Below are 19,126 nucleotides of genomic sequence, written 5' to 3'. Positions count from 1 at the left end.
ACCTACGCTGGAACGGATGCATCCGCACCGCCTCCGCGTGACTCCGCTGCGTGGACTCCTCCTCGGCATCATCGCCGCAGCGGTCCTGCTGGCGGTCCGCCTCTTCTCCCCCGCCTCCGGCGGGAGCACCCTGCCCGAGGCGATCCGCGACTTCTTCACGCTGTCCATCAGTGTGCTCATCGAGTCGCTGCCCTTCGTCTTCCTCGGGGTGCTGCTGTCGATACTCGTCCAGGTGTGGCTCCCTGCGACGCTGTTCACACGCCTGCTCCCCCGCCGTCCCGCCCTCCGCCGGATGGTCATGTCGACGCTCGGAGTGCTGCTGCCCGTCTGCGAGTGCGGGAACGTGCCGCTGGCCCGCGGGCTGATCATCAAAGGACTGACCGTCTCGGAGTCGATCACGTTCCTGCTCGCCGCGCCCATCCTCAATCCGGTCACGATCATCACGACCTATCAGGCGTTCGGATGGGACAACGGAATCCTCATCGGGCGGGTCCTCGGCGGCTTCGCGATCGCGAACCTGGTCGGCTGGCTGTTCAGCAGGCATCCGCGTCAGCACGAGCTGCTGACCCCCGGATTCGAGGCGACCTGCCGCGCGCACGACGATCACGCCCTCCGCGGATCGCGAGTACGCCGCAGCGTGATCGGCTTCGCCGAGGAGACGAGCGCGATGCTGCCCGCCCTGGTGCTCGGCTGCGCGATCGCCGGCATCATCCAGGTCGGGGTCTCGCGCGACATCCTCATCGCTCTGGGGTCGAATCCGGTCTGGTCGGTCCTCGCGCTGATGAGCCTCGCCTTCATCATCGCCATCTGCTCGAACGTCGACGCCTTCTTCATCCTCTCGTTCGGCTCGACGTTCATGCCGGGCAGCATCGTCGCCTTCCTCACCTTCGGCGCGATGGTCGATATCAAGATGCTCGCCCTGCTGCGCACCACCTTCACCGCCGCGACACTCATCCGGCTGACGGTCGTCGTCGCGCTCTGCTGCGCCATCCTCGGTTTCGGGGTGAACCTCATTGCCTAGCCGTTTCCTGTCCCGCTGGCGGGGCGTACTGCTGAGCCTGATCGGCATCGTCTCGACCGTGTGGCTCGCCGCCACGGGGCAGCTGGGTCTCTACATCCACCCGCGCTACTTCGTCTTCACCACCGTCATGGCCGTCATCGCCGCCGTATTCGCACTCGTGGCGTTCGCAGTCCTGCCGCAGCGCGGCAACGAACACGACCACGACCACGGACACGACCACGAACACGACGAGCAGCCGCCGGCTCCGCGGCGGGGCCGGTGGGGTTGGATCATCGGAAGCGCCGCGCTGATCGCGGCCACCGCGGCCTCCCTGCTCGTGCTGCCACCGGCGACTCTCACCACCTCCACCGTGGAGCAGCGCGACATCAACGGGTCAGCGAGCGCACCGGACGCTGACGCGCCCGAACTGGTCGGCGGCGACTACACCTCGTTCACCGTGAAGGACTGGGCCGGACTGCTGAGGCAGGGAACGAGCGGCGACTTCCTCGCCGACAAGACCGCGACGATGGTGGGCTTCGTCACCCCCGATCGGGACGACCCCGAGAACATCTTCTACGTGGCGCGATTCGTCGTGACCTGCTGCGCCGTTGACGCTCAGCCGGTCGGCGTTCCGGTCTACCACCCCGGGTGGGCCGACGAGTTCGAGGTCGACGAATGGGTGAGCGTCACCGGGCGATTCGTCGAGAACCCGAGCATCACGTCCACCCAGGTCACCGTCATCGAGCCGAGCGACATCACGCCGGCCGAGCAACCCGCCGAACCGTATGTCTATTGAGCGCCCGCGGCCGGATGAGACGCCCGCTGACCCCCGAAGACACGACGACGCCTCCCAGCCGCACAGTCCGGGAGAGGGATCCCGCGGGCCGAGCCGTCGTGGTTTCCGCATTCTCTCGGTGGCCGTGATCGCACTCCTCGGCGCGGGCGCCGTGGGCCTCGGCTTCGTCAGCGCCGCTCAGGGACCGCGACTGACCTCGGCGGAGATCAACATCCAGGGAACGACGACCCGTTCCGGTCAGCGCCTGGTGCTGACCGCGAACCAGTCCCTGGCGCACCTCGATCCCGGCTCCGTCGAGGTCACGCCGGCGGCGGATTTCGAGGTGTCCGCGGAGGGCGGCAGCGTCACCGTCCGGTTCACCGATCTTCTCCGGTACGACACCGAGTACACGGTTCGGATCGATCCCGCGGTGGGGCTCTACACGGGAGCGAGCTCCGAGCTGGCCTACCGTTTCGCCACCCCCGACAGCGATGTCCACTCGCTCCTCCGGAACACCGGGACGCGAGCGGACGGGTCGGACGCGCCCGATCAGATCCTCCGTCACCGCGTCTCGGGCGAGTCGGTCAACGAGGCGGTCTTCGAGGCCCCGCGGATCCAGCAGTACGCCGTGGTCGACGACACGATCGCGGCCGTCGTCATCGAGGACTCCTCGCCGTCGCTCGTCCTCGCCTACGGACCTGCCGGGTCGACGACGGCTCGCATCGATACCGGGGGCGCGAGCACGGTCCGCGACCTGCGCGGGGCCCCGTCGTCGGATCTTCTCGGCTACGTGATCAACGGCGGCGCCGACCCGGGTGGGCGCAGCTACAACAACGCGCTCTTCGTCTACGACTTCACCGACTCATCCGCCGTGCCGACCGAGATCCGGGGAATCGGCGGCGCACCCCTGCCCGTCATCGACTGGTACTTCGTGCCGGGGACGACGTCCGTCCTCGTGCAGGGCATCGACCTCCAGCTGTACCTCATCGACTCCCTCGACGTCGCTTCGGTCGAGCCCCTCGGGCAGCATCTCCAGCTCGAGGGCTTCGTCCCGGGCACCGTCGAGGCCGTCGTCAGCGACCCGTCGGGCGACTCCCTCATCGACCTCCTGAGCGGAGACGTCACCCCACTCGAGCTGCCGCAAGCGGACATCGACCCCCTCCTTTACCCCGGCAAGCGTTCGGTTCTGAGCGATCGCAGCTTCATCCGGGTGTACGACGAGGTCGACTTCAGCACCACGCCGTCGAGTGTGTCCTCGTCCATCTGGATCACCGACCGGACGTGGACGAGGGAGCTCTACCGCCCGTCCGCGGAATCGAGCCGCATCGGCGACTTCTGCGTCTCGCCGAATGCCGAGTTCCTCGCGGTCGAGGTCACCTCGGAGGGCGTTCCGGACGACTACGACCTGATCCTCGGTTACAGCAACACCACGACCTACTTCGTCGACATCGCCGACGGGGTCGTCGCCGGCGGCATGGCCGGCTTCCTCCCCGACTGGTGCGGCTGACCGCAGGCCGAGCGAGCGTCGACTGGGTGCAGGATTGCTGCATGTCGTTCATCTCCCTGCCATCCACCGATTCGTTGGAGGGCCGCTGGGATCGGTTCACCGTGCTGCCCGGATTCGACGGCCCCGCACTCTCCGGTCTGCGCGACGCGCGCGTCCTGGTCATCGGGGCGGGCGGACTCGGCAGCGCGGTGCTGCCCGCGATCGTCGCGGCAGGCGTCGGCGAGGTCCACGTGGTCGATGACGATGTCGTCGAGGCCTCCAACCTGCCGCGCCAGTCCCTGCACGGCGCCGCCGACGTCGGACGCTCGAAGGTGGATTCCGCCGTCGAGACGCTCACCGCTCTCGGCGCGGGCGTTGTCGTGGGCCACCGGGAGCGTTTCACGGCCGAGACCGGCCCGAGCCTGCTCGAGAACATCGACCTGATCGTCGACGGCAGCGACAACTTCGACACCCGCTACCTGGTCGACGACCTCGCCCGCGGGCGCGGAATCCCGGTCGTCTGGGGTGCCGTGTCGCAGTACGGCGGACAGGTCGGGCTCAGTTGGGAGGGTCGCGGACCGACCTACCGCGATCTGTTCCCCGAGCCGCCCGCACCGGGCACGGTGCTGTCCTGCGCGGAGGGCGGCATCCTGCCCACGGTGTGCACGGTCGCGGGAGCGCTCATGGCAGCCCAGGTCCTCGCCGTGCTGAGCGGCACGACCGAGCCGTTGCTCGGCAAGGTGACGAGTTACGACGCGCGGACGGCTCGCACCCGCGAGCTCGCCTACGGGGCCGACCCCGACGCCCCGTGGCGCACCGCCGCCGGACGGTCAGGCACCGCAGATACGCTCGGAGACGCGCCCGCCGAGCCCGGCGAGGCCACCCTGGACGAGGAGAAGAGCACCATGACCGCGGACGCGACCCCCGCCGCCGATTGGCAGACCGCCGACGAGATCGACGCCACGACACTCGACGCGCTGCGCCGCTCGGGCACGGAGTTCCAGTTGATCGACGTGCGCGAAACGTGGGAGCGCGAGATCGCCGCGATCGACGGCGCCATCTCGCTGCCCATGTCCTCGACCACCCGCGAGGACGTCGAGGCCCTCGATCCCGACGTGCCGATCATCGTCTACTGCCACCACGGCGGCCGGTCCGAGCGAATGCTCGCGGCGTTCCGCGGGGCCGGACTCACCGGCACCCACCTCCAGGGCGGAATCGACTCCTGGGCCCGCATCATCGACCCCAGCATCGCCCGCTACTGAGCATGGCCGCCCCGAACGACGGAGTCGTCGAGGAACCCCGCCGCAGTGTCGACGAGCACGCGCGCCGCATCGAGGCGCTGCTCGCCGACATCGCACTCCGGTCCGAGACCGTCCCCCTCGAGCGCGCGCGCGGCAGGGTGACGGCGGCGCCGGTTCTCTCCCCCGTCGACCTACCGCTGTTCCGCAACTCGCAGATGGACGGCTTCGCCCTGTCCAGCAGCGACCTGGTGAGCGTTCCGGTCACCCTGACCATCGGTGAGACGATCGCCGCCGCACCCACCTCGCCGAGCCCGCTCGCGCGCGGCACCGCATCCCGGATCATGACGGGCGCCGTGGTCCCCGAGGGCGCCGACTGCGTGGTCCCCGTCGAGCACACCCGCGTCGAAGGCGATCGGCTGACCGTTCTCGTCGCACGCTCGGCGGGCGACTATGTGCGGGAGCCGGGATCCGATGTCCGCACGGGGGCGCGGATCCTCTCCGAGGGGACTGTGCTCGCACCCCGCCACCTCGCGGCCCTCGCCGCATCGGGCCTGACGGAGGTGTCCGTGCTCTCGCGCATCCGCGTCGCGGTCATCAGCTCGGGCGCCGAACTGGTCGCCCCCGGCCAGACGCCCGCGCCCGGCCAGGTGTTCGACGCGAACACGATCGCGCTCGCCAGCGCGTCCCGCGAGGCGGGTGCCGAGATCGCGCTCATCGCCCGCACGAGCGACGATCACGCTGCGTTCCGTGCCGCACTCGACGAAGCCGTCCGCACCGCCGATCTCGTGATCACCTCCGGTGGGGTGTCCAAGGGCGACTTCGAGGTCGTCCGCGACGTGCTGGAGCCGCTCGGCGCGGACGTCGCCGAGGTCGCGATGCAGCCCGGCGGCCCGCAGGCGACGACGACGGTGGAGGGCGTGCCCGTCGTCTCGTTCCCCGGTAATCCGGTCAGCGCGCAGGTGTCCTTCGCGGTGTTCCTGCGTCCCGTCCTGAGGCGACTCTCCGGGCTGCCCGCCATCGTGAACGAGGTGCGCACCCTGACCGACGAGGCCGTTTCGGTGCCGAACCGACGCCAGTGGCTGCGTGCCGAGCGCCTGCCGGGCGGTCGGGTCCGCGTGGTCTCGGGACCCAGTTCCCATCTCGTCGCCACGATGGCTGCGGCCGACGCTCTGCTCGATGTCCCGGAGAATGTCACTCGCCTGCACGTGGGCGACGCGATCGAAGTGGTGCCGCTGTGAACGAACTCACCCATGTCGACTCCGACGGTCGCGCGCGCATGATCGATGTCGGCGGCAAGGAGGTCACCCAGCGCGTCGCGACGGCGGGAGGAACCCTCGTCACGACGGCCGAGGTCGTGGATCTGCTGCTGCGCGACGCCCTCAAGAAGGCGGATGCTCTCGCGACCGCACGCATCGCCGGCATCGCGGGCGCGAAGCGCACGAGCGACCTCATCCCGCTCTGCCATCCGCTCCCCCTCGATTCGGTCTCGATCGATCTGGTGCCCGCGGGCGACTCGGTCACGATCACCGCGACCGCATCGACGAGCGGTCGCACGGGAGTCGAGATGGAGGCGCTCACCGCGGTCACGATCGCCGGGCTCACCCTGCACGACATGGTCAAGGCGGTCGACCCCGCCGCCACGCTCACGGATGTCCGGCTGCTCGAGAAGACCGGCGGCAAACGCGGGCACTGGACCCGCGAGAACCATCAGGCCGACCAGGTCGCGGCACCGAGTCTGCGTCCGGGGACCGCGGCGGTCGTCGTCGCCTCGACCCGCGCGGCCGCCGGTACCCGTGAGGACACCACGGGTCCTCTCATCGCCGACTGGCTCGATGCTCGCGGGCTCACCATCGACGAGGTCGCCGTCGTCGCGGATGCCGACATCGCAGACACCCTCCGACGCATCGTGGCCTCGCGTCCGGCCATCGTGGTCACGACGGGCGGCACGGGCCCCAGCCCGACGGACGCCACACCCGAGGCGACCGCTCCTCTCCTCGACCGCGAACTGCCCGGCCTCGCCGACGCGATCCGGAACGCCGGTTCGGCGATCCCCACCTCGGCGCTCAGCCGCGGGGTCGCGGGACTGGCTCGCGGCACGGTCGTCGTCAACCTCCCGGGTTCGCCCGGCGGGGTACGCGACGGGCTCGGGGTCCTCAGCGGGGTGCTCGAGCACCTGCTCGCGCAGGTCTCGGGTGGCGGCGATCACTCGATCGAGGCGCCCATCCACGATTCCGCCCCCGCGGGTGGCCCCGCGCCCCACGATCACGGCAGCCACGCGAACGGCGAGAGCCACAGGCACGGCCACAAGCACGGGGGTACCGAATGACCGTCGTCCACGCGGATGTCACGGAGACGCCCATCGATGCGGACACGCTCGAGGCGCTCGTCCTCTCGTCGACGGATGGCGCGCTCGTCACCTTCCGCGGTGTCGTCCGCGAGCTCGACGGCGGACGCGAGGTCAACGCGCTCGACTACAGCTCGCATCCCGACGCGGCGCGGATCCTCCGCGAGACGTGCGAATCCGTCGCCGCCGAAACCGGCGTGACGCTGGCAGCGGTCCATCGTGTCGGAGCGTTGACGGTCGGCGACGTCGCACTCGTCGCCGTCGCCGCCTCCCCGCATCGCGGCGACGCGTTCGCCGCCTGTCAGCTCCTCGTCGACCGGATCAAGGTCGAGGTCCCGATCTGGAAGAAGCAGCACTACCCCGACGGTGAGAGCGACTGGGTCGGCCTCTGACCCGAGCGCCCGCCCGTTGAGCGCAGCGAAACGAGCACCTGCCTCCCCGCCCGTTGAGCGCAGCGAAACGAGCACCTGCCTCCCCGCCCGTTGAGCGCAGCGAAACGCATACCTCTGGCATCTGACGAGCACCGGGCCCAGACTGATTCCATGCTCGGCATCGGTGCCATCGTGATCGGCGCACGCGACTTCCCGCGTGCTGTGGAGTTCTGGTCGGCTGCCCTCGACTACGACGTGGAGCTGGGCGACGACGGCGATTGGGCGTTCCTCACCTCGCGTGACGGCCGGGGTCAGCGCGTCGACATCATGCAGGTCTCCGCGCCGGCCGAGCAGCGTCGACGTCACCATCTCGACCTCGACGCCGACGACCAGGCCGCCGAGGTCGCTCGGCTCCTCGATCTGGGAGCGACAGAGGTGCCGGAGTGGCGGTACGAGGACGACGCGAACTACATCGTGCTCGCCGACCCCGACGGCAATTACTTCTGCGTCTGCAGATCCTGAGGTCGGCGCGGGTCTGCTGGTCCGCGCACCTGGAGCGGACTACTTCCTGGTCCGGGGCCCGATCGGCGAGACGGGCGCGAGCGGCGGGAGTCCCCCGAGCGGTCGCCCCCGCTGCGCGCCGAGAGCACGGGCGTCCGCCGCGAGCGACCGCAGGGCATCCGCGTCGGCGTGGCCGAACGCGGAGACATGGATGGCGAGCAGGTTGTAGAAGTGGAGCAGATCGAGGTCCGACATCGGTCCGATCTCGTTGAGGAGCCGGGTCCCCAGCTCAGTGGCGTGGTCCAGGCGGTAGCGGGCGTCTCTGCGTGCCTTGGCCCGCCCGCGCACACCGCTCACGACGAACTGGATGCCGAGCAGCACGATCCCGAGCACAGCGAGCAGCGGCAGGATCGCCTCCGCGTAGTTCGGGGTCATGTGGGCATCGAACCACCGTGCGGGCCTGCGGATAACTCCCACTCAGGGGGGACAGCCGCGGATCGGCGGTCCCGCACGGATCAGGAGATCCTCACCGATCGCTCCTGACCCGTGGTCGGTTCGCGAGAATCCTGAACCGTGCGACCGGACGGAGCGAATCAGCCGCCGGAGAAGGCGGGCAGCACATCGACGGCCGCCCCCAGCGGGGTCGAGTCGTCGCGGCGGACGACCCCGTCGACCAGCAGCGATCCGCCGGCCAGCACGCGTGTCATCCCGCCTCCGAAGCGGGACAGCAGCTCGGCCTTCAACTCACCCGTCGTCGCTGCGGAGGTCGTGACGACCTCCTCCTCGACGCCGGCGATCTCGGCGGCGGCCGCGAAGTAGCGGATCCGCAGTTGTGCCATCGGACTCAGCCCCCGATCGCGCCCATGCTGCGCACCGGCGGGGCGAAACCATCGGCGTTGATGCCGTGACCGGCCTGCTTGTTCCACATGGCGCCGCGCCAGGCGTCGCCGATCTCGGCATCTGAGGCTCCCCCACGCAGCAGTGCGCGCAGGTCGATCTCGTCGTCGCCGAACAGGCAGGAGCGGACCGTTCCCTCAGCGGTCAGACGGGTGCGGTCGCACGCCTCGCAGAACGGGCGCGTGACCGAGGCGATGATGCCGACCGTGTGCGGGCCGCCGTCGACGAGCCACTCCTCGGCCGGCGATGACAGGTCATCTCGTTCCAGCGGTGTCAGGGTGAAGCGCTCGCCGAGGACGGCGAGCAGCTCTTCGGCGTCGAGGAGGTTCTCACGGCGCCACAGCGCGTCGGCGTCGAGGGGCATCTGCTCGATGAAGCGCAGCTGGCAGTCGTTCTCGATCGCCCACGCGAGGAGGTCGGTCGCACCTTCGAGCGTCTCGCGGAGGAGCACGGCGTTGATCTTGAGCGGCGCGATCCCGGCGGCATGGGCGGCGCGGATGCCGGCCACGACCGATTCGAGCCGATCGCGGCGGGTGAGCCGCGCGAAGTGCTCGCGGTTGATGGTGTCGAGCGAGACGTTGACGCGTTCGAGTCCCGCGGCGAGAAGGCCGGGGAGGCGCTTGTCGAGGCCGATCCCGTTGGTCGTCATGGCGATGCCGATGCCGGGCGCCGCCTCTGCCGAGAGCCGGATGATCTCGTCGAGGTCGCGACGCACGAGAGGCTCACCGCCGGTGAAGCGCACTTCGCGAACGCCGAGGTCGCGCCAGGCCAGGCCGACCAGTCGAGCGATCTCCTGCGAGCTGAGGAGGTCATCCCGAGGGATCAGCGGAAGGCCTTCCGCCGGCATGCAGTACGTGCAGCGCAGCGTGCATTTCTCGGTGATCGAGACGCGGAGATCGCGGGCCACGCGACCGAAGCGGTCGATGAGGTCGGCGCTCTCGGGGCGGCCGGCCATCGAGGGCGCGCCGACCGGCCGCGGGAGCGCGGGGAGGCCGAGCGAGATCGCCGTCACCCCCTTACCGTAAACCCCTCCCGGGTACCCGCGGCTGGGTGGCCCTCCGAGGGTCGTCTTCTCGCCGCACTATTTCGTCCCGCAAGTGGATGACGGGTCCCCTACGTGCCAAGGTGGACGGATACGAGAAGGGATTCCCGCCATGGGCTTTTTCTCCCCCGGATTCCGCGGTCGCGAGCACGCCGACGACGGGCGCATCCCGCCCGGCCAGTACCTCGAGCACGGTTTCCCCGTCCTGTCGGCAGGTCCGACCCAGCGCGTCGCGACGACCGATTGGACGTTCACGCTGACGACCGAGACCGGTGAGAAGCACTCGTGGACGTGGGACGAGATGATCGCGCTGGGTGTCGAGGACATCCACACCGACATCCACTGCGTGACCAGCTGGTCGAAGCTCGACACCGACTGGAAGGGTGTCCCGATCGAGAAGTTCCTCGACGGGATCGAGTACAGCTCCGAATACTCGATGGCGCACTCGTACGGCGGGTACACGACCAACGTCCCCCTCGACGACCTGCTCGGCGGCAAGGCCTGGGTCGCGGTCGGATACGACGGCGGGCCGATCCCTGCCGAGCACGGCGGGCCCGCGCGACTGCTCGTCCCGCACCTGTACTTCTGGAAGAGCGCGAAGTGGGTCAACGGCCTCACGCTCATGCAGCAGGACGAGCCGGGCTTCTGGGAGCAGAACGGCTACAACATGCACGGCGACCCGTGGCGCGAGGAGCGCTATTGGGGCTCCTGAGTTGACGGCGGCCCCGATGCCGATGCCCGCCCCGGGTAGCGTCCGCTGGGTGAAGGCGACGCTCGTCGGCAGTCGCACCGAGGTTCCGGGCACACGCACGCTCGTCATCGATTCCGAGGACTTCACCCCCGCGCTGGCGGGCCAGCACGTGGACATTCGACTGACGGCGGAGGACGGCTACACGGCGCAGCGTTCGTACTCGCTCGCGTCTCCCGCGGGCGCGAAGCCGTTCGAGATCACCGTCGACCGTCTGCCCGACGGGGAGGTCTCGCCCTACCTGGTCGACGGCGTCGAGATCGGGGACATGCTGGAGGTGCGCGGTCCGATCGGCCTCTGGTTCGTCTGGCGGCCGGTCCAGGTCGAGCCGATCACGCTGATCGCGGGCGGCTCCGGAGTCGTCCCGCTGATGTCGATGATCCGCACCCGGCAGGCGGCGCAGACCGGTGGCGACTTCCGCCTGCTGTATTCGACGCGCATGCCCGAGCGGTTCATCTACGGCCAGGAGCTGATGACGCTCGACGCCGAGGCCGACTGGTTCACCCTGCACACCCTCTACACGCGGCAGGCTCCCCCGTCGGATGCGCGCGGGGCGCACCGGCTCAACGCCGATGACCTCCGTGATCTCGCGTTCGCGCCCGAGATGGGTAGTTCGATCTACGTGTGCGGTCCGACCCCGTTCGTCGAGGTCGTCGCCGACACTCTGATGCAGATGGGTCACGACCCCGCCAAGGTGCGCACCGAGCGCTTCGGCGCCTCGGGCTGAAGCCTGCACCGGTCGAGGGGGCGCGCCTTCGTTTCGACGAGCGGGGCGGGCGGGGCGGGCTAGTAGACTCGTTGCGACCCCCGGGCATCATCTGGCCCGGCGTGACGGCCCGGATTGTGGGTCGGCAGGTTCCTTCCCTGCGGCGATGACTGCCGCTACTGCCGAATCCCCCTCTGCCTGGAGCCTCATGCCTCGTCGTCTTCCCGCACTCCTCTCGCTGTCCGCCGTCGGCCTCCTGCTCGCCGGATGCGCGTCCGCTCCCGCTGCCGCACCGACCACGACGACACCCGCGGAGGCGGCAGGGCCCGTGACCGTCGACAACTGCGGCACCGAGGTCACCGTGGACAGCCCGCCCGAGCGGGTGCTCACGATCAAGTCGACGTCGACCGAGATGATGCTCGCGCTCGGACTCGGCGACCGCATCATCGGCACCGCCTTCCAGGACGGCCCGCTCCCCGAGGACCTCGCCGCCGACGGCGCCGACCTCGTCCAGGTCTCCGACAAGGTCCCGGGCGAAGAGGCCGTGCTCGAACTCGAACCCGACATGGTCTACGGCGGCTGGGAGTCGAACTTCACCGCCGACGGCGCAGGCGATCGCGGCGAACTGCAGGGCCTCGGCATCACCACCTACGTCTCCCCCGCCGCCTGCAAGGAGGCCGGCTACCAGCCCGACCCGCTCACCTGGGACGAGGTCTTCTCCGAGATCAGCGAGGTGGGCTCGATCTTCGGCGTGACCGACGCGGCCGATGAGCTGATCGCCGAGCAGAAGGACGAGATCGACTCCATCACCCCGAACGACTCCGGTCTCACAGCCCTCTGGTACTCGTCCGGAAGCGACACCCCCTACGTCGGCGCCGGAATCGGCAACCCGCAGCTGCTCCTCGACACCGTCGGTCTCACCAACATCGCCGCCGACGTGCACGACACCTGGACCTCCTACAGCTGGGAGTCCGTCGTCGACGCGAACCCCGACGTGATCGTGCTCGTCGACGCCACCTGGAACACGGCTCAGTCCAAGATCGACCGCCTCACCTCGAGCCCCGCGACCGCCGAACTCGACGCCGTCAAGAACTCGCGCTACCTGATCATCCCGTTCGCCGCGGGCGAGGCGGGAGTGCGCAGCGCACCTGCCGCCGTCGACCTCGCCGACCAGCTCGCATCCCTCGACCTCGACTGACCCGGGTCCGAAGAGCTAACAGCATGGCGTCCGACCGAGCACTCCCGGCCACGCGGGCCGCCGCGCCCGCGTGGGCCCGGTCGGCGCGCATCTCGGTCGGGGCCGGCGCGATCGCCGCCGCCGTGCTGGTCCTCTCGATCGGACTCGCGGTGACGATCGGACCCGCCGACATCCGCTTCGGCGATGTGTGGAGCTCGATAGCCTCGCACCTCGGCATCGGAGCCACGCCGCTCAGCACGCTCCGTGACGGAATCGTCTGGGAGCTGCGCCTCCCCCGGATCCTCACCGCCGCCGCGGTGGGAGCCGGCCTCGCCATCAGCGGCGCGGTCATGCAGGCGCTCACCCGCAACGCGCTCGCCGACCCGTATCTGCTCGGGCTGTCGTCCGGCGCGTCGCTCGGTGCCGTCGGAGTCCTGCTCCTCGGGATCGGCGCACTGCTGCCCGTCGCGGCGTTCGTCGGCGCCCTCGCGGCCCTCGTCGCCACGCTCGCTCTCGCGCGCGCAGCGGGAAGGATCACACCGACGCGGACCGTGCTCGCCGGCATCGCCGTCTCGGCCCTCGCCAGCGCGATCACGAGCCTCGTCATCTTCTGGACCGCGACGGGTGACTCCTACCGCGAGATCCTCAGCTGGCTGCTCGGATCGGTCGCCGGCGCCCGCTGGCCCGCCGTCGCGATCGCGGTGACCGCGCTCGTCGTGATCGGCGTTCCGCTCCTCCTCGGGTCCCGCGTGCTCGACACGTTCGGCTTCGGCGACACCGCCGCCGCAGGGCTCGGCGTGAACGTCCAGTCGACACGATGGATCCTCCTGATCGCGACCGCGCTGCTCACCGGAGCGATGGTGTCGGTGAGCGGATCGATCGGATTCGTCGGACTCGTCGTCCCGCACGCCGTGCGACTCGTCGTCGGATCCCGGCACCGCGCACTGCTCCCGCTGTCCGCGCTGGTCGGCGGGGTCTTCCTGATCTGGGCGGACACCCTCGCCCGCACCCTCTTCGACCCCCGCGAGCTGCCGGTCGGCATCGTCACCGCGATCGTCGGTGCACCCGTGTTCGCCGCCCTCCTCATCCGACGCAGGAGCAGGGCGTGACCGCGCTCGAGGCGCGCCGGGTCGTCGTACGCGCCGGCGGGCGGATCCTCATCGACGGCGTCGACTGCACCGCGCCGACGGGCACGCTGACCGCGCTCGTCGGGCCCAACGGTGCGGGCAAATCCACTCTTCTCCGCGCCCTGGCCGCCATCGACCGTCCCGAGTCGGGACGCGTCGAGGCCGATGGATCCGACCTGTTCGCCCTGCGCCGCCGCGAACGGGCCAAGCTCGCCGCCCTCGTCGAGCAGGATGCCGGAACCGACCTCGACTCGACCGTCTTCGACGTCGTCGGTCTCGGACGGGTGCCGCACGAGGGCCTCTTCGGCACCGAGGATCAGCGCGGTCGCGACATCGTGCACGAGGCGATGGCGACCACCGGCACGACCGGATTCGAACACCGCGACTTCAGCACGCTCTCGGGCGGGGAACGGCAGCGCGTCATGCTCGCGAAGGCACTCGCCCAGCAGACGCCGCTGCTGCTGCTCGACGAGCCGACGAACCATCTCGACATCGCCGCTCAGCTGGCGACCCTCCAGCTGCTGCGCGGCCTCACTGCATCGGGGACGACCGTCATCGCCGCCCTCCACGACCTCACCCTCGCCGCCGCGTGGGCGCAGCACGTGATCGTCGTCGCCGATGGACAGGTCGTCGCGGCAGGGCCCTCCACCGACGTGCTCACCGCCTCGCTCGTGCGCTCCGTCTACGGAGTCGACACCACGGTGCTCACGCACCCCGTCACGGGCGCTCCGGTGCTCGCCTTCTCGCTTCCCGAGCATTCGCTCGGCCTGTCCGCCGACCCGAAGGGGAACCGATGACCGAGATCGTCGTGCTCGCAGGAGGTGTGGGCGGCGCTCGCTACCTGCGCGGAGTCCGTGAAGCCGCCGCCCGCCGCTGGCCCGACGGGTCGGGAGGCAGCACCGCGCACATCACGGCCATCGTCAATACCGGTGACGACGCCTGGCTCGCAGGTCTTCGCATCACCCCCGACCTCGACTCGGTCATGTACACCCTCGCCGGGGTCAGCGATGAGCAACGCGGATGGGGACGCGTCGGCGAGACCGAACGGGTCAGCGCCGAGCTGCGCGAGTACGGGGTCGGCTGGCCGTGGTTCACACTCGGCGACCTCGACCTCGGCACCCACATCGCCCGCACGTCGTGGTTGCGCGAGGGCGAGCCGCTCAGTGCGGTCGTGAAGCGCCTCCAGTCGCGCTGGCCGATCGGGATCGACCTCGTCCCGATGACCGACGCCGAGGTGGAGACCAACGTCCAGGTCGCCGACGAGACGAGCGGCTCGCGACTCATGCACTTCCAGGAATGGTGGACCCGGCACCGCGCCGGCATCCCCGCCGAGCGCTTCGTGCAGGTCGGCATCGAGGGCGCGGTTCCCGCGCCCGGTGTGCTCGATGCGATCGAGGCAGCCGACGCGCTTCTCATCGCACCGTCGAATCCCGTCGTCTCGATCGGCACGATCCTCGCCGTCCCCGGGCTCCGCGACGCGCTCCGCTCCGCACCCGCCCGCGTGGTCGGAGTCTCGCCCATCATCGCCGGCGCCGCGGTGCGCGGGATGGCCGACGCCTGCCTGCAGGCCATCCACGTCGAGACCTCGGCCACCGGTGTCGCCCTGCACTACGGCGCGCGGGACGGATCGGCGGACGGCCTCCTCGACGGCTGGCTCGTCGATACCGCCGATGCCGACGCCGTCGGGCAGCTCGACGCCGCGGGGATCACCACGATCTCGCGGCCGCTGTTCATGACCGATCTCGACGCCTCCGCCGAGATCGCCGGCGCCGCACTCGACCTGGCACTGGCTCGCACGTGACGACCGAGGCCCGATGGTCGATCGTCGTCCCGGTGAAGGGCGGCGATCGTGCGAAGAGCAGACTGGGCGCCGACCTGCGTCGCGGAGAGCTCGCGATCGCCTTCGCCCTCGACACCGTCAGGGCGGTACTCGCCGCCTCGGCGGTTCGCGAGGTCGTCGTCGTCACCGACCATCCGTCGGCCCGGGTGTTCCGCGCGATGGGAGCCCGCGTCGTCTCGGACCCGCGCTCCGGCCTCAACCGTGCGATCGCCCGGGGCCTCGACGCGGTCTCGGGTGCCGGGGCGGGAACCGGGGTGATCCTCGGCGATCTCCCCGCACTGCGCCCCGAGGACCTCACCAGGTTCCTCGCGTCCGCGAATCTGGTGCCCGCTGCGATCGCCGGCGACGCCCAAGGCACCGGCACCGCGATGTCCACCGCGCGCGCCGGCGGCCGGCACCGGCTGCGGTTCGGCCCCGACTCACGCCGCCTCCACCGTGAAGCCGGATACGTCGACCTCACGCGAGTGGCGCCGCCGTCGCTTCGTTCCGATGTCGACACCCTCGATGACCTCCGCACCGCCCGTCGACTCGGCCTCGGCCGGAGCACGGCCGCGGTCCTCGTCGGAGCCGCTTCGGAACCGGGGTCAGAACACCCGCACCTGGAGTCCGCCGACCACCTCGGCAGGAAGACTGCGATAGCGCACCTTCGGGGGCTGGGGTCCGACCGCCGACCAGCGCATGTGTGAGAACGCTCGGATGGCGGTGCCGATAAGCGCCTCGGTCGCGGGCTCACCGGGGCAGCGGTGATCGGCGACGGGGTCTCCGGCACCCTGCGCGACGATGTTGCGGGCGTCGCCCTCGCCTCGCTCGTAGCGCTTCGGATCGAATGACTGCGGTCGCGGCCAGGCGCTCGGGTCGTGGTTCGTTCCGTAGATGTCGAGCATCACCCAGCTGTCGCGATCGATCCCGTCGCCGTGCCAGTCCAGGTCGCCCGTCGCTCTCCCGGCGACCGCGGGGAAGAACGGCGTGCGTCGCCGCACCTCATGCACGAACCCGTCGATGTCGGTGAACTCGCCGTCGTGGAACGCGGCCTTGTAGGCGGGCTCGAGATGCAGGGCCAGCAGCGCGAACTCGACGAAATGGGCCACGGCGACGATCGGGCGCAGGAGGTTGAGCAGCTCGACCGCGGCGACGGCCGCCGGGAGCGGCTGATCGTCGTCTCCGGTCCAGCGGGCGACCGCAGCGAGCGGGGTGCCCTCGACGGCGGCTTCGCGTCCGTCCCGCACGTCGGCGATCAGCTCGCGAGCCCAGCGTTCGCTCCGCCGCCGCAGCAGCAGCGCGCGCCACGTCCCCGCACCGAACGATCCGGCCTGACGGACCATCTGCCAGAGCTCATCAGCCCGCTGCTCGTCGTCGCGGCGATGCTCGGGGACGCCCGCCCAGCGGAGCGCGACGGCGGTCAGGATCCTCGGCAGCTCGTCGTGCATCGCGATCGGTCCTGAGCCGCGGAGACCGCGCAGCCGTTCGCTGAACTCCTCGAAGGCGAGGCGCGCGAGACGCTCTTCCGAGGACCCGACGAGCAGGTCGACGAAGCCCGTCTTGCGACGCTCGTGCGACTCGCCCTCGAGGGTCTGCACGCTCCCCCTGTCCTGCAGCAGATGCACGACGGTCGGCGGAAGCGCACGTGCGCGGTCGAAGCGGCCGCCCTCGTAGAAGAACCTGGCGGCCTCGACGCCCCGCACAACGACGATCGGTCTCAACGCGATCCGGGTGCGGAACGCATCCGTCCCGAGCGCATCCGCCGTCCGCGAGAGGAACCGGTAGCCGTCGGCCAGGAACGGCAGCGAGCTGTCGAAGCCTGGTGCGGTGGGAATGGCCACGTGATCTCCTCGGGTCGACATCAAGCCAATCGCTGGTCGCCTGCACAAAGCAAGGAACCCGAGCCCGAATGGACCGATACTCGGCACATTTCGGGCTGAGACCCGCCTCGGCTCCGTGATTCGTGCAGGGCCGGTTCAGCGACCCCGGAGGCGCGGGGCGAGGTCGCGCTCGAACAGCTCCATGAATCGGCGCTGATCGTGACCGGGTGCGTGGAAGATCAGGTTGTTGAAGCCCCAGTCGATGTACTGGCCGATCTTGTCGGCGACCTCGTCGGCATCGTTCCCGACGATCCAGCGCGAGGCGATCTGCTCGATCGGCAGCGCGTCGGCGGCCTTCTCCATCTCGATCGGATCGGTGATCGAGTGCTTCTGCTCGGGGCTGAGCGACAGCGGCGACCAGAACCGGGTGTTCTCGAGCGCCTGGTCGAGCTCGGTGTCGTAGGAGAGCTTGATCTCGATCATCCGGTCGATCGACTCGGGGTCGCGACCCGCGGCCTCGGCGCCCTCGCGCACGGCGGGGAGAAGCTTGTCGACGTAGAGCTCGGCGCCCTTGCCGGAGGTGCAGATGAAGCCGTCTCCCGCGCGACCCGCGTACTTGGCGACGACGGGTCCGCCCGCCGCGATGTAGACGGGCACACCCCCCTCGGGCCGGTCGTAGATGCTCGCATCGTGGGTGCTGTAGTACTCGCCCTCGAAGCTGACGCGCTCGCCGGTCCAGAGATCGCGCATGAGGCGGATGCTCTCGCGGAGGCGCGCGAAGCGCTCCTTGAACTCGGGCCAGTCCTGGTCGCCGGCGCCGCGGAAACCGGTCGCGATCTCGTTGAGGGCCTCGCCCGTGCCGACGCCGAGCATGATGCGGTCGGGGTAGAGCACACCGAGCGATGCGAACGCGTGGGCGATCACGGCCGGGTTGTAGCGGAACGTCGGGGTGAGCACCGATGTTCCGAGCTTGAGCGTGCTGGTGCGCTCACCGACGGCGGCCAGCCAGGTCAGCGAGAACGGGGCGTGCCCGCCCTCGTGCCGCCACGGCTGGAAGTGATCGCTCACCGTCGCGGTCTCGAAGCCGTGGGCCTCCGCGGCGACGGCGAGCTCGACGAGCTCGCGGGGGCCGAACTGTTCAGCGGAGGCCTTGTAGCCGAGTGTCAGGGGAAGCACGGGGATCCTTTCGAAGTGCTGTCGGAAACGCGTCTGTCGATCGCGGTCGATGGTCGGGTCGGGTCGGGTTCGTCGGGCGGGGTCAGTCGTCCGCGTCGCTGCCGGGGGTGCGGTCCTCGGTGGAGGCGGACTCGAATCCGTCGCGGAATCCCTCGTCGTACGCCTCGTCGCTGCCGAGTCGGAACATGTCGGACTCGCCCGAGCGGACCAGTGTGCGGGCGCCGGGTTCGTCGAGGTCGGTGACGAACGCGTCGAGTCCTCGGACGACGGCGACGGGGCGGGCGGCGGCCTTGCCTTTGACGAGGTCGGCTGCTGCGGCGATCTCGTCGGCGACGGCCGGCATCGTCACATCGAGTACGCGGCCGCGGGCATCGCTGCTCCCCCGCAGATCGTCGATGACGCGGACCGCCGCGGCGCCGATGGCGGCATCGGTCTGACCCACCCGCCAGGCGCGCCCCAGGGTGTCGGTGATGACGACGCCGAGCGCCACGCCGAACCGTGCGCCCAGCCCGGCCGCGATCGAGCGAGCGGATGCGTCGGGATCGACGGGGAGGAGCAGCACCTGCCCGTCGGGGACATTGCTCGAATCCACCCCCGCGGCGGCCTGCACGATGCCGAGTCGGTTCTCGACGATGCGCGTGACGCCGCCCGGGTAAGGGCGGGTCGCCACCACGCGCACGGTCTCGTCGGTGATCGCCTGCTCCCGGTCGTCGGCCGCGACGAGCCGTCCCTCGGCCTTCGAGACGATCTTGCTGCTCACGACGACGATGTCGCCGGCCTCGACATCGTTCGCGATCGCGTCGCCGATGATCGCGACGAGGTCGTCGCCCTGGACGATCTCGGGGACGCCCGCGACCGACCAGACGGTGATCCGCTCGGTCATCGGTGTGCTCTCC

General features: G+C 70.3%; 21 protein-coding genes. 15 read left to right on the top strand and 6 right to left on the bottom strand.

Going from position 1 to position 19,126, the window contains the following annotated elements:
• Nucleotides 1–16: 16 nt before the first annotated feature.
• From DDQ50_RS06380 to DDQ50_RS06345, 8 genes are all read left to right on the top strand, one after another.
• Nucleotides 17–1,021, top strand: coding sequence for a permease (locus DDQ50_RS06380; protein ID WP_116755799.1), 1,005 nt, complete (start codon nucleotides 17–19; stop codon nucleotides 1,019–1,021).
• Entirely contained in the window at nucleotides 1,014–1,796 is a 783-nt protein-coding gene (locus DDQ50_RS06375) for a TIGR03943 family putative permease subunit (RefSeq protein ID WP_116755798.1), read from the top strand. Before DDQ50_RS06380 ends, DDQ50_RS06375 begins: the two co-directional genes overlap by 8 nt.
• A 118-nt stretch (nucleotides 1,797–1,914) precedes the next feature.
• Nucleotides 1,915–3,282 carry a hypothetical protein gene (locus DDQ50_RS06370; RefSeq protein ID WP_116755797.1) on the top strand — a complete coding sequence of 456 codons (1,368 nt, stop codon included), beginning with the start codon at nucleotides 1,915–1,917 and terminating at the stop codon, nucleotides 3,280–3,282.
• A 41-nt stretch (nucleotides 3,283–3,323) separates the two neighbouring features.
• Entirely contained in the window at nucleotides 3,324–4,523 is a 1,200-nt protein-coding gene (locus tag DDQ50_RS06365) for a ThiF family adenylyltransferase (RefSeq protein ID WP_116755796.1), read from the top strand.
• A 2-nt stretch (nucleotides 4,524–4,525) separates the two neighbouring features.
• Nucleotides 4,526–5,740 carry a molybdopterin molybdotransferase MoeA gene (locus tag DDQ50_RS06360; protein ID WP_116755795.1) on the top strand — a complete coding sequence of 405 codons (1,215 nt, stop codon included), beginning with the start codon at nucleotides 4,526–4,528 and terminating at the stop codon, nucleotides 5,738–5,740.
• Nucleotides 5,737–6,828, top strand: a complete 1,092-nt coding sequence (gene moaCB / locus DDQ50_RS06355) for a bifunctional molybdenum cofactor biosynthesis protein MoaC/MoaB (protein WP_116755794.1) — start codon at nucleotides 5,737–5,739, stop codon at nucleotides 6,826–6,828. The genes DDQ50_RS06360 and moaCB overlap by 4 nt, the downstream gene beginning before the upstream one ends.
• Nucleotides 6,825–7,238, top strand: a complete 414-nt coding sequence (locus DDQ50_RS06350; RefSeq protein WP_116755793.1) for a molybdenum cofactor biosynthesis protein MoaE — start codon at nucleotides 6,825–6,827, stop codon at nucleotides 7,236–7,238. The genes moaCB and DDQ50_RS06350 overlap by 4 nt, the downstream gene beginning before the upstream one ends.
• Nucleotides 7,239–7,388: 150 nt before the next feature.
• Nucleotides 7,389–7,739, top strand: coding sequence for a VOC family protein (locus DDQ50_RS06345; protein WP_116755792.1), 351 nt, complete (start codon nucleotides 7,389–7,391; stop codon nucleotides 7,737–7,739).
• A 39-nt stretch (nucleotides 7,740–7,778) separates the two neighbouring features.
• On the opposite strand, the gene DDQ50_RS06340 is transcribed toward DDQ50_RS06345, so the two are convergent.
• The 3 genes from DDQ50_RS06340 to moaA all read right to left on the bottom strand — a co-directional run bounded on the left by DDQ50_RS06340 (nucleotide 7,779) and on the right by moaA (nucleotide 9,627).
• Entirely contained in the window at nucleotides 7,779–8,153 is a 375-nt protein-coding gene (locus DDQ50_RS06340) for a hypothetical protein (RefSeq protein WP_116755791.1), read from the bottom strand.
• Between the two features lie 158 nt (nucleotides 8,154–8,311).
• On the bottom strand, nucleotides 8,312–8,557 hold the full coding sequence (locus tag DDQ50_RS06335; protein WP_116755790.1) for a MoaD/ThiS family protein: 246 nt from the start codon (nucleotides 8,555–8,557) through the stop codon (nucleotides 8,312–8,314).
• Nucleotides 8,558–8,562: 5 nt separating this feature from the next.
• Nucleotides 8,563–9,627: a GTP 3',8-cyclase MoaA gene (gene moaA / locus DDQ50_RS06330; protein ID WP_116755789.1), complete on the bottom strand. Its 1,065-nt coding sequence runs from the start codon at nucleotides 9,625–9,627 to the stop codon at nucleotides 8,563–8,565.
• 142 nt (nucleotides 9,628–9,769) lie between these two features.
• Between moaA and DDQ50_RS06325 the strand changes: the two genes are divergently transcribed.
• The 7 genes from DDQ50_RS06325 (at nucleotide 9,770) to cofC (ending at nucleotide 15,941) form a co-directional block, all read left to right on the top strand.
• Nucleotides 9,770–10,369, top strand: a complete 600-nt coding sequence (locus DDQ50_RS06325; protein ID WP_116755788.1) for a molybdopterin-dependent oxidoreductase — start codon at nucleotides 9,770–9,772, stop codon at nucleotides 10,367–10,369.
• A 49-nt stretch (nucleotides 10,370–10,418) separates the two neighbouring features.
• Nucleotides 10,419–11,132: a ferredoxin reductase gene (locus DDQ50_RS06320; RefSeq protein WP_240614252.1), complete on the top strand. Its 714-nt coding sequence runs from the start codon at nucleotides 10,419–10,421 to the stop codon at nucleotides 11,130–11,132.
• A 145-nt stretch (nucleotides 11,133–11,277) separates the two neighbouring features.
• Nucleotides 11,278–12,309 carry a putative F420-0 ABC transporter substrate-binding protein gene (locus tag DDQ50_RS06315; protein WP_377940293.1) on the top strand — a complete coding sequence of 344 codons (1,032 nt, stop codon included), beginning with the start codon at nucleotides 11,278–11,280 and terminating at the stop codon, nucleotides 12,307–12,309.
• Nucleotides 12,310–12,332: 23 nt separating this feature from the next.
• Entirely contained in the window at nucleotides 12,333–13,397 is a 1,065-nt protein-coding gene (locus tag DDQ50_RS06310; protein WP_116755786.1) for a putative F420-0 ABC transporter permease subunit, read from the top strand.
• Nucleotides 13,394–14,212, top strand: a complete 819-nt coding sequence (locus tag DDQ50_RS06305) for an ABC transporter ATP-binding protein (RefSeq protein WP_116755785.1) — start codon at nucleotides 13,394–13,396, stop codon at nucleotides 14,210–14,212. The genes DDQ50_RS06310 and DDQ50_RS06305 overlap by 4 nt, the downstream gene beginning before the upstream one ends.
• On the top strand, nucleotides 14,209–15,216 hold the full coding sequence (gene cofD, locus DDQ50_RS06300; protein WP_116755784.1) for a 2-phospho-L-lactate transferase: 1,008 nt from the start codon (nucleotides 14,209–14,211) through the stop codon (nucleotides 15,214–15,216). The genes DDQ50_RS06305 and cofD overlap by 4 nt, the downstream gene beginning before the upstream one ends.
• Entirely contained in the window at nucleotides 15,213–15,941 is a 729-nt protein-coding gene (gene cofC, locus DDQ50_RS06295) for a 2-phospho-L-lactate guanylyltransferase (protein WP_116755783.1), read from the top strand. Before cofD ends, cofC begins: the two co-directional genes overlap by 4 nt.
• Here cofC and DDQ50_RS06290 read toward each other — a convergent pair.
• The 3 genes from DDQ50_RS06290 to DDQ50_RS06280 form a co-directional block, all read right to left on the bottom strand.
• Nucleotides 15,840–17,075, bottom strand: coding sequence for a cytochrome P450 (locus DDQ50_RS06290; protein ID WP_165829719.1), 1,236 nt, complete (start codon nucleotides 17,073–17,075; stop codon nucleotides 15,840–15,842). The genes cofC and DDQ50_RS06290 overlap by 102 nt on opposite strands.
• Before the next feature lie 135 nt (nucleotides 17,076–17,210).
• Nucleotides 17,211–18,230 carry a glucose-6-phosphate dehydrogenase (coenzyme-F420) gene (gene fgd / locus DDQ50_RS06285; RefSeq protein WP_116755781.1) on the bottom strand — a complete coding sequence of 340 codons (1,020 nt, stop codon included), beginning with the start codon at nucleotides 18,228–18,230 and terminating at the stop codon, nucleotides 17,211–17,213.
• Nucleotides 18,231–18,312: 82 nt separating this feature from the next.
• Nucleotides 18,313–19,113, bottom strand: a complete 801-nt coding sequence (locus tag DDQ50_RS06280) for a coenzyme F420-0:L-glutamate ligase (protein WP_116755780.1) — start codon at nucleotides 19,111–19,113, stop codon at nucleotides 18,313–18,315.
• Nucleotides 19,114–19,126 lie beyond the last annotated feature (13 nt).

Source organism: Amnibacterium flavum, from assembly GCF_003097495.1.
Lineage (GTDB): Bacteria > Actinomycetota > Actinomycetes > Actinomycetales > Microbacteriaceae > Naasia > Naasia flava.
The sequence above is the reverse complement of the archived record's forward strand: the minus strand, read 5'-3'. Positions and strand labels throughout refer to the sequence as shown.